The 12,699-nt window shown below is 66.8% G+C and carries 12 protein-coding genes and 1 pseudogene; 6 read left to right on the plus strand and 7 right to left on the minus strand.

What is annotated here, in order from left to right:
- Positions 1 to 274 precede the first annotated feature (274 nt).
- From H7965_RS08930 to H7965_RS08950, 5 genes are read left to right on the plus strand one after another with little or no spacing between them, the layout of a single operon-like run.
- Positions 275 to 565: a DVU3141 family protein gene (locus H7965_RS08930; RefSeq protein ID WP_186770216.1), complete on the plus strand. Its 291-nt coding sequence runs from the start codon at positions 275 to 277 to the stop codon at positions 563 to 565.
- On the plus strand, positions 562 to 1,359 hold the full coding sequence (locus tag H7965_RS08935; protein WP_186770217.1) for an ABC transporter permease: 798 nt from the start codon (positions 562 to 564) through the stop codon (positions 1,357 to 1,359). Before H7965_RS08930 ends, H7965_RS08935 begins: the two co-directional genes overlap by 4 nt.
- A gap of 6 nt (positions 1,360 to 1,365) precedes the next feature.
- Complete coding sequence (locus H7965_RS08940; protein WP_186770218.1) at positions 1,366 to 2,013, plus strand: ABC transporter ATP-binding protein; 648 nt, start codon at positions 1,366 to 1,368, stop codon at positions 2,011 to 2,013.
- Positions 1,970 to 3,166, plus strand: a complete 1,197-nt coding sequence (locus H7965_RS08945; RefSeq protein WP_186770219.1) for a capsule biosynthesis protein — start codon at positions 1,970 to 1,972, stop codon at positions 3,164 to 3,166. Before H7965_RS08940 ends, H7965_RS08945 begins: the two co-directional genes overlap by 44 nt.
- A 22-nt stretch (positions 3,167 to 3,188) precedes the next feature.
- Positions 3,189 to 4,931 (plus strand): polysaccharide biosynthesis/export family protein, encoded by a 1,743-nt coding sequence (locus H7965_RS08950; protein ID WP_229682544.1) that lies wholly within the window; start codon positions 3,189 to 3,191, stop codon positions 4,929 to 4,931.
- 45 nt (positions 4,932 to 4,976) lie between these two features.
- On the opposite strand, the gene H7965_RS08955 is transcribed toward H7965_RS08950, so the two are convergent.
- From H7965_RS08955 to H7965_RS08985, 7 genes and pseudogenes are all read right to left on the minus strand, one after another.
- Complete coding sequence (locus tag H7965_RS08955) at positions 4,977 to 7,346, minus strand: xanthine dehydrogenase family protein molybdopterin-binding subunit (RefSeq protein WP_186770221.1); 2,370 nt, start codon at positions 7,344 to 7,346, stop codon at positions 4,977 to 4,979.
- Positions 7,347 to 7,438: 92 nt separating this feature from the next.
- Positions 7,439 to 8,230 carry an N-acyl homoserine lactonase family protein gene (locus H7965_RS08960; protein ID WP_186770222.1) on the minus strand — a complete coding sequence of 264 codons (792 nt, stop codon included), beginning with the start codon at positions 8,228 to 8,230 and terminating at the stop codon, positions 7,439 to 7,441.
- Positions 8,230 to 9,132 (minus strand): NAD(P)-dependent oxidoreductase, encoded by a 903-nt coding sequence (locus H7965_RS08965; protein WP_186770223.1) that lies wholly within the window; start codon positions 9,130 to 9,132, stop codon positions 8,230 to 8,232. Before H7965_RS08965 ends, H7965_RS08960 begins: the two co-directional genes overlap by 1 nt.
- On the minus strand, positions 9,132 to 9,530 hold the full coding sequence (locus H7965_RS08970) for a carboxymuconolactone decarboxylase family protein (protein ID WP_186770224.1): 399 nt from the start codon (positions 9,528 to 9,530) through the stop codon (positions 9,132 to 9,134). Before H7965_RS08970 ends, H7965_RS08965 begins: the two co-directional genes overlap by 1 nt.
- A 178-nt stretch (positions 9,531 to 9,708) precedes the next feature.
- Positions 9,709 to 10,185 carry a CYTH domain-containing protein gene (locus H7965_RS08975; RefSeq protein ID WP_186770225.1) on the minus strand — a complete coding sequence of 159 codons (477 nt, stop codon included), beginning with the start codon at positions 10,183 to 10,185 and terminating at the stop codon, positions 9,709 to 9,711.
- A 442-nt stretch (positions 10,186 to 10,627) separates the two neighbouring features.
- Positions 10,628 to 11,195 (minus strand): annotated as a pseudogene (locus tag H7965_RS08980) (transposase); the annotation flags it as partial.
- Between the two features lie 85 nt (positions 11,196 to 11,280).
- Positions 11,281 to 11,862: a glutathione S-transferase family protein gene (locus tag H7965_RS08985; protein WP_186770226.1), complete on the minus strand. Its 582-nt coding sequence runs from the start codon at positions 11,860 to 11,862 to the stop codon at positions 11,281 to 11,283.
- A gap of 403 nt (positions 11,863 to 12,265) precedes the next feature.
- Between H7965_RS08985 and H7965_RS08990 the strand changes: the two genes are divergently transcribed.
- Positions 12,266 to 12,604, plus strand: a complete 339-nt coding sequence (locus tag H7965_RS08990; RefSeq protein WP_186770227.1) for a hypothetical protein — start codon at positions 12,266 to 12,268, stop codon at positions 12,602 to 12,604.
- Positions 12,605 to 12,699: the final 95 nt, after the last annotated feature.

Genomic DNA, 12,699 nt, shown 5'->3' on the forward strand with positions numbered 1-12,699 from the left:
CTCCCTACGCCGCAATCTTTCCTTCACATCTCGCGACCTATACGAAGGGAACGCTTCGCCTGCCATGCGAAAGTTGCTTGCCGCCGCCTCGCTTTTTGCTAGAGGGGTTCAGGGGGCCTTGTTCAACATGATTACCACTCACGGCGTTCGTAGTCACGAAGCCCGCAACCTTGCCGCGCACAATCGCGGAGTCCTGCGCGGGCTATACCCGCTTGCCGGTGCGATCCTGGGCGGGATGTCGCTGATCGGCTGCGCGGGTCTCGGGATGGGGCCGATGGGGACGGCACCGACCGCCCAGGGCACCGCCGTGGCGGTGCCGGCCGACCCGCTGCTCGCCTTCGCCGCCACCGCCGCGCCAGGGATGGAAAGCAGCGTGACGCTGCCGCAGACCGGCCGGCCGACCCGGGTGCGACTGCTCCGCGCCTACAACGCCGCCAGCGGCCACGAATGCCGGGAGGTGCTGCTCGGCAGCGGGCTGGAGGAGCGGTCGCGCTTGGTATGCCAGGCCGATGGCACCTGGCGCGAAGCCCGCCCCCTGCTGCGGAGCGGCACGGCGCGGCCGTGAGCGGGGCGGCAGACCACATCGGCCGGATCCGCACCGGGCTCCGCGCCCAGCTCCGGGTGATCGGCGCGCTGACCCTGCGCGAGCTCGGCACCCGGTTCGGGCGGGACAATCTCGGCTATCTGTGGCTGTTCGTGGAGCCAGCGCTGCTCGGCGGCGCCATCGGCGCGATGCACCACCTGAGCGGCCATGGCCTGCCCGGCGGGCTGCACATCGCCGCCTTCTGGGTGCTGGGCTACATCCCCTATTACCTGCTGCGCGGGGTGATCAACCGCGCGCCCTCGGCCATCGCCGCCAACCAGTCGCTGCTCTACCACCGCCACATCTCGCTGTTCGACATCATCCTGGCGCGCAACCTGCTGGAGGGCGCGGCAGTCGGCGGCGCCATGGCCGCCTTCGTGCTGTTCTTCGGCATCACCGCCGGCGAATGGCCGCGCGCACCCGAGAAGATGGTCATCGGCATGCTGCTGATGCTCGCCTTCACCCATGGCGTCGCGCTGCTGATCGCGGTGGGCAGCGTCTACACCGACGTGTTCGACCGGGTGGTCCACCTGTTCACCTACCTCGCGCTGCCGGCCACCGGCGCCTTCTTCATGGTGTTCTGGCTGCCGACCGAGCTGCAGAAGACGGCGCTCTGGGTTCCCACCGTGCATGTCTTCGAGCTGATCCGCGACGGCCAGTTCGGCACCCAGGTGCCGACGCATTACGACATCGGCTATGTCCTCGCCTGGATCGCCGGGCTGAACCTGCTCGGCATGGCCTCACTCGGCCGCGCCCGCCGTGACCTGGTGATCTGACCCGCGATGATCCGGCTGCTCGACCTCCACAAGAGCTACAAGACCCACCTCGGGCACAGGACGGTGCTGTCCGGTCTCACCACAGAATTCCGCCGCGGCGAGAAGATCGGCATCCTCGGCCGCAACGGCGCCGGCAAGACCACCCTGCTGCGCCTGATCGCCGGCGTCGAAGGCCCGAGCAGCGGCCGGGTCGAGCGGCACATGAGCGTGTCCTGGCCGCTCGGCTTCGCCGGGGCGATGCACTACAGCATCAGCGGCGCCGACAACGCCCGCTTCATTGCCCGCATCTACGGCAAGCCGCTCGACTGGACGACCGGCTTTGTCGAGGATTTCTCCGAGCTCGGTGAGTATTTCCGCCTGCCGGTCCGCACCTATTCCTCCGGCATGATCATGCGCCTTGGCTTCGCGCTGTCGCTCGCGGTCGATTTTGACTGCTATCTGGTAGATGAGGTGATCGCCGTCGGCGACAGCCGCTTCGGCGAACGCTGCCGCCAGGCGCTCGCCGAGCGCCATGCCCGTAGCACGCTGCTGCTCGTATCCCACCAGCCGGAGACGGTACGGGCGTTCTGCTCCTCCGCCGCCGTCCTGCACGATGGTAGGTTGACCCGATATGACGATCTGGACGAAGCAATCGCCATCTACCGCGCTGCCTGACGCCGGGGCGCTCGATACCCCCGGCTGGTCCGGCCCGGTCGCCCGCCCCAGCCTGTTCGGCGGGCTGCGCCGCTTTGCGCGCCGCCATTCCTTCAAGCTGACGGTGCTGCTGCCGACCCTGCTGGCAGGGGTCTACTTCGTGCAATTCGCCGCGCCGCAGTATGATTCGGAAGCCCGCTTCCTGATCCGCGGGCGGCAGCAGGCACCCGCCTCGGGCCTTGGCGAGATGCTGCAGACCGCCGGCTTCCGCGCTGCCTCCGAGGAGGCGATGGGGGTGCGGGATTACCTCCAATCCCATGATGCGGTGGCGGCGGTGCGCGCCCGGCTGCCACTGGTCGACATCTTCCGCCGGCCGGAGGCCGATGCAATCGCCCGACTCTGGTGGGCCGAGCCGACCGCCGAGAGGCTGCACGACTACTTCCGCCGCATGATCACCACCGAATACGACACCACCAGCAGCATCACCACGCTCCGTGTCCGCAGCTTTCAGCCGGAGGACAGCAAGGCACTGACCGAGACGCTGCTCCAACTGTCCGAGGATATGGTGAACCGGCTCAACCAGCGCCTGCTGGAGGACGGGTTGCGGGTGGCACGCGAGGAGGTTGGCCGGGCCGAGGCGCGGCTGGCCGCCGTGCAGCTTGCCATGACCAGCTTCCGGGAGCGGGAACGGGCGGTCGACCCGAGCCGGTCCGCCGCGCTGGCGCTGGAGAATCTCGGCCGGCTCGAAGGCGCGTTGGCGCAGTCCCGTGCTGATCTGGCCGAGGCGCAGCGCTTCGTCCGCAACGAGAACCCGCGGGTGCTGCAGCTTCGCAACAGGATCGAGGCGTTGAACGCCCAGGTCACCGAGGAACGCGCGCGGATGAGCAGCGCCGAGGTCGGGCTTTCCCAGCAGATCGGCGAGTATGAGCGGCTGAGCACGGAACGCGAGCTGGCCCGGACCCAGCTTGCCTCGGCCACCGCCTCGCTGGAGCGGGCGCGGGTGGATGCGCAGCGCCAGCAGATCTTCCTGCTGCGCATCGTCGAGCCGAACCTGGCGGAATACGCACGCTACCCGAAGGGCGTGCAGACCATGATCTACATCTTCATCTGCCTGTCCGTTGCCTACGGGCTGGCCTGGCTGCTGGTGGCGGGAATGCGCGAACATGCATCGTAACGGCCTCATTGTGCGCGCCAGGATGGCGCTTCTTCTGGCCACGCTGCCGGGTGCCGCCTGGGCACAGACGCCGATACAGATGATACAGCAGAACCGTCTGCTGCAACAGCAACAGCAGGTGCTGCAGTCCCAGCAGGCGGACAGGGCCAACACCGGCCCGACGGTGCAGACCCTGCCGAACCTGGTCGCGCCGGACCGCGTGCTGAACCGCGTCGGCAGCGAGACCCAGTCCGAAGGCGGGCCGGTGGCCGTCGGGCCGCTCGGCGACGGCAGCCGCGCCGCCGGGGCCACGGCGGTGTTCGGTGCCAGCCTGTTCACCCGCGAGGCGACTGCGGTCTCGGATGCGCCGAACCCGAACTATGTCATCATCCCCGGCGACCGCGTCTCGCTCCGGGTCTGGGGCGCGGTCGAGGCGGAGACGATGGGGGTGGTCGACCCCTCCGGCAATCTATTCCTGCCGAACATCGGTCCGATCCGCATCGCCGGTACCCGCGCCGGCGACCTGCAGCGGGTGGTCGAGGCCGAGGTGCAGCGGATCTACACCAGCCAGGTGCAGGTCTATGCCGTGCTGCTTTCCACCCAGCGGATCGGCGTCTTCGTCACCGGCTTCGTCCGCACCCCCGGCCGCTTCGGCGGCAGCGCGGCGGACAGCGTGCTCGACTACCTTGTGCGCGCCGGCGGTGTCGACCCCGGCCGCGGCTCCTACCGCGACATCCAGTTGCAGCGCGGCGGCCGGACCGTCGCCACCATCGACCTCTACCGCTTCCTGCTGGATGGAAGGCTGCCGGCCGCGCGGCTGCAGGAAGGCGACACCATCGTCGTCTCCCGCCAGCGCGCGGTGGTCGGGGCGGATGGCGCGGTGCGCAACAACTACCTGTTCGAGGTGCCTGGCCGGGTGATGACGGGGCGGGAGCTGATCGACTACGCGCGCCCCCTGCCCTCCGCCACCAACGCCATCATCCGCGGCACCCGCAACGGCCAGGCCTTCTCGCGCTACGTCGCGCTGGGCCAGCTGTCCGGGGTGTCGCTGGGCGACCAGGACACCGTCACCTTCATCACCGACAGCCCGGCACGCAGCGTGCGGGTGACGGTGGAGGGCAGCCGGATCGGCCCCTCGGTTCTGGTGGCGGACCGCGACGCGACGCTGTGCGACGTGCTGGACCACATCGCCGTGGACCCGGTGCTCGCCAATACAGAAGCGGTTTTCCTGCTGCGGCCCTCGGTCGCGCAGCAGCAGCGGCGGGCGATCGATGAGGCGCTGGACCGGCTGGAGCGGCAGCTGTTCATGGCCGTCTCGTCGACCACGGGCGTCGCCGCCATCCGCGCGACGGAGGCCAACCTCGTCTCCTCCTATATCCAGCGGGCACGGCGGACGCAGCCGGAGGGCCGGGTGGTGGTCTCCGACCGCGACGGCCGCTGCGCCCCGGTCCGGCTGGAGGAAGGCGATGTCATCGTCGTGCCGGAACGCTCCCAGACGGTACTGGTCGCCGGTGAGGTGACGGCGCCGCGCGCCGTTGTCTGGCGGCCGGGGATGCGGATCGCCGAGTTTGTCCGGGCCGCCGGCGGCTATACGCCGCGCGGCAGCGACGGTTCGATGATGATCCGGCGCGCCAGCGGCGAGCTGGTGCTGGACCCGGATGATTCGCTGCGCCCGGGTGATGAGCTGATCGCCCTGCCCCGCCTTGACCCCAAGGTGTTTCAGGTCGGCAGCGAGCTGCTTGGGCTGATCTACCAGATCGCGGTGGCGACCCGGATCTTCCTGTAGGACAGGCCGGCGGCCCGGGGATGATCCTCCGGGCCGCCGTCGGCATTACCCACGGGCGGACTGGATCGCCTGCCAGATGCGCTCCGGCGTCGCCGGCATGTCGATGTGGGTGATGCCGTATTCCGACAGCGCATCCACCACCGCATTCATCACCGCCGGCAGCGACCCGGCACAGCCCGCCTCGCCACAGCCCTTGGCTCCGACCGGATTGGTCTTGCAGGGCGACGGATGGCTGACGAAGCCGAAGCTCGGCAGGTCGGAGGCACGCGGCAGGCAGTAATCCTGGTAGCTGCCGGACAGCAGCTGGCCTTCCTCGGAATAGGCCACATGCTCGTACAACGCCTGACCGATGCCCTGGGCGATGCCGCCATGCGCCTGACCCTCGACCATCAGCGGATTCACGATGACGCCGAAGTCGTTGACCGACATGTAGCGCACCACTTCGGCGATGCCGGTCTCCGGCTCGATCTCCACCTCGCAGATGTGGCAGCCGTTGGGATAGGCCTGCGGCGCCTGGTCGAAGACATGCCGGACGTCAAGGCTGGCAGGCAGCTCCGGCGGCAGGTTGTCGGCGGTGCGGACCCGCTGGGCGAGTTCCATGATGCCGATGCTGCGGTCGGTGCCGGCGATGGTGAAGCGGCCGAGGCCGTTGCCGTCGCGCTCGAATTCGATGTCAGCCGCCGCCGCCTCCAGCATATGCGCGGCCGCGGCCCTTCCCTTCTCGATCACCAGCTGCGCCGCCTCGATGATCGCCGCACCCGAGGCCATCAGCGACTTCGATCCGCCAGTGCCGCCGCCGGCGATCAGCAGGTCGGAGTCGCCTTGCACCAGCCGGATCGATTCGAAAGGCACGCCCAGGGTCTGGTGCAGCACCTGGGCGAAGGGCGTCCAATGGCCCTGGCCGTAGTCCAGCGTGCCGGTGATGATGGTGACAGTGCCATCCACCTCGAAGCGAATCTCGCCCTGCTCCTTCGTCGGTGGCGCGGTGCATTCCAGGAAGTTGCCGATGCCCCGGCCGCGCAGCTTGCCACGCGCGGCGCTCTCCGCCTTGCGGGCGGCGAAGCCGTCCCAGTCGGCGACCTCCAGCGCATGGTCGAGCACCGCGGTGAAGTCGCCGCTGTCGTAGACGCTGCCGGTGGAGGCGGTGAAGGGCAGCGCCTCCTCCTTGATATGGTTGATCCGCCGCAGTTCGATGGCGCTGCGCCCGCTTTCCTTCGCTGCCTGCTCCAGCAGCCGCTCGAAGAAATAATTGCCTTCCGGCCGCCCCGCACCGCGATAGGCGGAGACCGGCGAGGTGTTGGTGACAACGCAGGTGGTGTTCACCTCGACCAGCGGCGTCGCGTAGTTGCTCTGCACGTTCTTGACGAAATTGCCGGTGCCCATCAGCGGCGCCACGGTTGCCAGATAGGCGCCCATGTTGGCGAAGGCGGTCAGTCGCACCGCCAGCGCCCTGCCCTCCGCATCCAGCGCCAGCTCGCCCACCACCTCGTGGTCGCGGCCATGCTGGTCGGAGAGGAAGGAGCCGGTCCGCTCATCCGTCCATTTCACCGGCCGGCCGAGCAGCTTCGCCGCATGCAGCAGGCAGAGGTATTCCGGATAGGCACTGGCCTTCATGCCGAAGCTGCCGCCGACATTGCCGGTGAGGATGCGAAGCTTGTCAGCCGGCACCTTCAATATGTCGCTGGCCATCTGCGCGCGCAGGCCGAAGACGCCCTGGCTGCCGACATGCAGCGTGTAGCGGCCGCTCCCGGCATCATACTCGCCGATCGCGCTGCGCGGCTCCATGGCGCAGACCACGACCCGGTTGTTGCGCATCGACAGCCGCGTCACCTGCGCGGCGCCGGCAAAGGCCGCAGCGATCTTCTCGGCATCACCGAAATGGAAGTCCAACACGGTGTTGCCGGGGATGTGGTCGTAGAGTTGCGGTGCCTCCGGGGCGGCGGCGGCCGAGGCTTCGGTAACCGCCGGCAGGACATCAATGTCAATATAGACCGCCTCGGCACCGTCACGGGCCGCCGATTTGGTTTCGGCAACGACAAAGGCGACCGGATCGCCGACGAAGCGCACCTTGTCCATGGCCAGGGCCGGCCGCTCGATGTTCCGCAGCGGCGTGCCGTCACGGTTCTTCAGCGGCAGGACGCATTTCATCGGACCGTAACCGCCAGCCGCGAGATCGGCCCCGGTGAAGACACCTACCACGCCGGGAACCTCCCGTGCGGCCTCCGTATCGATCCCCTTGATGATTCCATGGGCGTAGGGGCTGCGCACCATGACGCACCAGAGCTGGCCCGGCAGGGTCAGGTCATCCGTGTAGCGGCCGCCGCCGCGCAGCAGGATCGGGTCCTCGTTGCGCGGAACGGGCTGCCCCACGCCGAATTTCAGGTTGCTCAGCGCCGGCATGGCAGTATCTGGCATAAGCGTCTCTCGCCAATCTTCAGGGATATGGTCGAGATCGAGCCTAGGCCAGGAATTGCAAGCGCGCGACCCTGGCCCGGACTGTTGCCGGGTCAGCCTACCGGCGGCAGGTGCAGCGCCACGACGTCGCCGTTCTGTCCGGCAACGGCAGGAAACCGGCTGCGCACCAGCGGGTCATGCCCGGGGATCACCCGCGTCTCGTCCCCGCCCGCCAGCCGCCGTACAATCCGCCAGCCCTGGGTCATCGCCCCGAGGTCGAAGATGATCGGGAAGGGATTGCCGGTGCTGTCATTGGCGTAGAAATGCATCGCATCCGAGGCAATGACGACCGGCCCGCGCGCCGTCTCGACCCGGACCACCTGCAGCCCATCCGAATGCCCACCCACCCGATGCACGGTGACACCAGGAGCGACCTCGCCCTCGCCGTCGTGGAACTGCACCTTGTCGGCGAACAGGGCGCGGACCATGGCGACGACGTGGTCGGCCTCGAAGGGCACGCGGATGCAGCCGGCACACATGTGCCGCCCAGTGGCGAAGGCCATCTCGCGGTCCTGGATGTGGATACGCGCGTTGCCGAACAGCTCAATGCTGCCGGCGTGGTCGTAGTGCAGATGGGTGATCACCACATCGCGCACCTTGGCCGGGTCGCTGCCCATCGCCCGCAGGCTGTCGGCGACGCTGCGGCTCAAGGTGCGGCCGCGCTTCTCGGCGCAGGCGGCGTCGAAGCCGGTGTCGACCACGATCTCATGGCCTTCCGCATTGCGCAGCAGCCAGACGAAGTAGTCGAGCGGCATGGCGTCATGCGGGTCGGCCACCGGCAGCAGGAAGTTCGCCTGCGCCGTCCGCTCGTGGCGGCCGTAGCGGATGGCATAGGCTTCCCACATCACTTGTTCCCCCCGAGGATCTCGCCGGCCAGCTTCTCCGAAAGCTGCGCCGAGGCGGTGTGGTTGTGACCCGGGCCAAGGGCGGTGAGCGCCGAGGCCCACATCTCCCGGCAGAGGGCGGAGAAGGGCGTCGGCGTATTGGTCTCCCGCCCCACTTCCAGGGCGATGCCGAGGTCCTTTACCATCAGATCCAGCCCGAAGCCATCGTCGAAGCGGCGGGACAGGACGTACTGCTTGAACTTCTTCTGGCTGCTGTTGGTCATGCCGGAAGAGGCGTTCAGCACATCCACCATCTTGCCGGTATCGAGGCCGAAGCGCTGGCCGATCAGCAGCGCCTCGATCCCCATCAGGAAGCCGCCGGCGGAGACCAGATTGTTCAGCGCCTTCATCGCCTGGCCGGCACCGATGCCGCCGCAGCGATGGATGCTGGTGCCCATGGCCTTCAGCACCGGCTCGGCAGCATCGAGCAGCGCATCCTCGCCGCCCACCATGATGGCGAGGTCACCGGTCTTCGCCCGCGGCACGCCACCGGAGACCGGGGCGTCGATCATCATGACGCCGGCTTCGGCCAGGGTCGCGGCGATCTCCCGCGTCCTGGCCGGCTGGCCGCTGGTCATGTCGATCACCAGCGTGCCGGGTGCCAGCGCCCCCTGCATGCCGGCGACGACCTCGGCCACCTGCTTGCTGGTCGGCAGGATGGTGATGACAGCCTGGGCGCCGGCGGCAGCGGCGGCGGCATCCGCTACGGCGCGGCCGCCGACCTGCTCGGCGAATTGGGCGCTGCGCCCCGGCACCGCGTCACAGACCGCGACGTCATAGCCGGCCTTGACCAGATTGGCCGCCATCGGCCAGCCCATGTTGCCGATGCCGACGAAGCCGATGGCCCGGATCTCGGCGGCCATCACTTCTTCCCCGGCAATGCGCCTTCGGCGACCAGCACCTCATGCGCCGCCTTGAAGGCGTCGAGGCCGGCGGGGATGCCGCAATAGGCCGTCGCGTGCAGCAGCGTCGCCTTGATCTCCTCCACCGTCACGCCGTTGTTCAGCGCGCCCTTGACGTGCAGCTTGATCTCCGGCGCGCGATTGGCCGCGGTCAGCATCGCCAGGTTGATCAGGCTGCGGGTCTTGCGATCCAGCGTCGGGTCACCCCAGGCCCAGCCCCAGGCCCAGGCGGTGGTGGCGCGCTGGAAGGCCATCATGAAATCATCGGCCTTCGACATCGACGCATCGACATAGGCCGGGCCAAGCACCTCGCGGCGAATCGGCAGGCCCTTGTCGAACAGGGCGGAATCCTCAGACATGGCGGTCTCCTCGATAATCCGGCGGAGGCTCGCGCAGCGCGGCGCCCCGGTCAACCGGTGGCGCGGCTGTCCGGGCCGTCTGGTGGTAGACGCCAAAACCCCTGGTACCCAGTGCGAACCGCCGGGTTACGCCCGACTGCGGTAGCGTCATTGGGGAACGAGGGACGGTCTGGTCGCCTCAAGAGCCTGCCCGCAGGATGGCAGCCCTGTGCTTCAGCAGAGTAGCCTTGCGGTAACGCGGGTCGTGCGTCACCTCTTCACCTATCCAGGGAGGAAGGGTGATCGGCTGCTCCGGGTGGGCCAGTTCGACCTCAGCGAACTCGATTCCGGCGAGCGGGCCCAGGTGGATGTCGATCGCCCAGTTCAGCCCGGCATACGGCACGATATGGCGGATCTTCTCGATATGAGGCATCTGGCAGAGCGAGAGGAGTTCCTCGGCATCCTCGAGCGGAATCTTGTATTCATACTCGGCTCGGCTGATTCCGCTGCGAGGACCTTTGACCGTAATGAAAGCCCAATCTTCCTGATGCCGGATCCGGACCTTGCCTTCGCCGAATCGCGCCAGAAGGCCGTCTTTGAGGGAGTAGGTCTGGATGACCCCGGCTTTCCACTCATCACTCACAAGTAGAAATTTCCGCTCAATCTCCGTCGCCACTGTGGATCTCCGATACCGCAAAGCACCGTGCCATAACGCCATAGCGCCATAACATGGTGTGCTGGGGGCGGCTTCCCGCCCTCTCCGGCTTTTAGTGGGTATCAAACCTCCGACGCCCACCACTCTCGTGTCCGCCCTTTCAAGCAGCAGGCGCGGATCTCCCTTGCTTGCTTGGCAAGCCGTTCAACGGAGCTGCGGCTGGGTAGGGCAGGTCACAGACACGATCAAGAATACGACGGATGATCATGCTCTGATGCGCGGGTTGGCTACCGCCGGACCGGAGATACGTCGCGGGGCTTCCTCGGTCTAGGGCCAGCGTCGGACGGGGTCCGGCTGGTCGTGGTTCGAGGGTTCTCCTGGCCGTGCCTCCAGCCCTGCCCAGCTGCAGATATGTCTTTGATGCGGGTGGCGGCCTCCCTTCGCTGTTCCCTGTATCGGCAATTCAGGCGGCAGACGGCTGCGCCTGCTTGGTGATCGACCAGACGAAGCCTGCCAGTTCGCCGGCAATTGCTGCGGTGACCACGTTCGCCGGTTTCCCGGCCCTGGCGAGCTTGCGATAGCGCCCGCGCAGCCGCTCCTGCGCCTTCCAGGCCGTGTCGCGGATTGGCTTGGCCAGGCCCTCCTGGCGGAGCAGCAACTCGCGGCTGATCCGGGCAGGGAAGCGGTAGCTCCAAGCTGCCTCGATCAGCATGCGGCGCGCCGCCCGTTCCCGGCCTTGGTGATCGCGCCCTGCCGCCGCCTGGTGCTGCCGAATGCTCAGAAGGGACGAGCCCAAGATAGGCCATGAACTGCCGCAGGTTATCGAAGCGGGTGATGTCGCCGAGTGCGGCGGCCAGCGTCGCCGCTACGATCAGCGCCATGCCGTGCAGCGCCTGCAACGCGCGCACCACCGGTGCCAGAGACCAATCCGGCAGCGTCGCTTCGATGCTGGCCTCCAGCGCCACCGTCTCCTTGTGCACATCGAGGCCAAGGTAGGTGATAAGCTCCGCCATGACCCGTCTCCTGTGCATGAGGCACGGTGCCGAAAGTTCCGGCTCAACCCTCGCAACCTGCATACTGTGGGACGAGTCGCCCCATCTCAGGCGGACATCTGGTCTAGACCGGAAGCTCGTAGCCGATCTTCGCTTCAATGGCGCAGGTTCGGCACACTGCATCCCGCATCATCATGCGATCGTAGTGAGCCGAGAGGGCAGGGAATTCGCTTGGTTCCGGGCAGGCCGCGTTGCGGAAGCGCCAGAACAGCCGGAACAGATGGATGTCGGCGATTGAATATTTCCCGACCGCCCATTCTCCGCTGCCAAGGCGTTGGTCAGCCAGTCCATAGGCGACGCGGGCCTGTTCGATCCCCTGGCGCCGAGCGGGGTGGATTGTCGAGGCAAGGAACGACATCCAGGACAGGATCTGCGCCTCGGCTTCAATATCCCCCATCGGCAGCAGACCGGCTTCGGGATAGCGGCGCGCAAGATAGAACAGGATGGCCGCCACCTCGGTGAGGGGGCGACCATCGACGAGCAAGGTCGGAACCTTTCCCTCGGGATTGATCGCCAGGTAACTGGCCGCGCGGTGCTCCTGCCGTGCGAACGACAACGGCCGACTTTCGAAGCGCGCACCGATCTCGTGCAATGCGATATGCGGTGCCATCGCGCTCGACCCCGGCGCGAAATAGAGCGCAAGCATGCCAACGTCTCCCGACAGAGCACCAGTGCGGGATGATAACCAAGGCTGGCGAGGTAAGGACCTAAATTCTCAAGGGCCGAGGCAGACACATCGGGTGTTGGTGAACGGATCCAGGGCGGCTTTGCTTTGTTGAAAGCCACATAGGCTTCGGCAAGGAGCATGAGGCTATGGGTGGGGACGCGCCTGAACTGCGGCCCGGTCCTTCGAAGGCCACACCGCATGGGCAAGGGTGCGGACACCGCAATATTGCAATGATTGCGTTTCGACCAGAAGTACCCGGAGCCTAATTGCAGTTAATCTGTAATACTTATAATATTACATAGAAATTTCTCAATATATTACTGAAATACAATTCAATAAAAACTAAATTTTATTGCCGGTATCGGAAATTTGGAGATTTGAAATGTATACATTCAACTATGGTTGTCATTTTTTCCGACAACTGGTCCGATTGCATGATCCCGCCAGACCCTTGCAGGTGGAGATCCATCCGGGCTTGCATTGTGATCGGTACCAATGCCCGCATTGCTTCGGCCACGGCCAGCGCCCATTGCCGGGCAAGGTCCTGTCGGCCCCCGAACTCGGCCGAGCACTGGACGATGTCATGGCCGTCGACCCGCTGATCATCGTATCCGGCATCACCACCGAGCCGCTGACACACCCGGAGGCTCCCGCCCTGCTGCAGGCGATCCGCTCCCGCGGCTTGCGCCTAGAGCGAAATCTGACCATTCAGAGTCGCTGAGGATTCCCGCCCGGCGCGAAATCTGATTCACCGTGCCTGCTGGGCACGGAGGCCAGCTTGCATGGCGAGAACCCTGTCCGAAGATCTACGCGCCC

It is taken from the genome of Siccirubricoccus deserti, assembly GCF_014283215.1.
Classification (GTDB): domain Bacteria; phylum Pseudomonadota; class Alphaproteobacteria; order Acetobacterales; family Acetobacteraceae; genus Siccirubricoccus; species Siccirubricoccus deserti.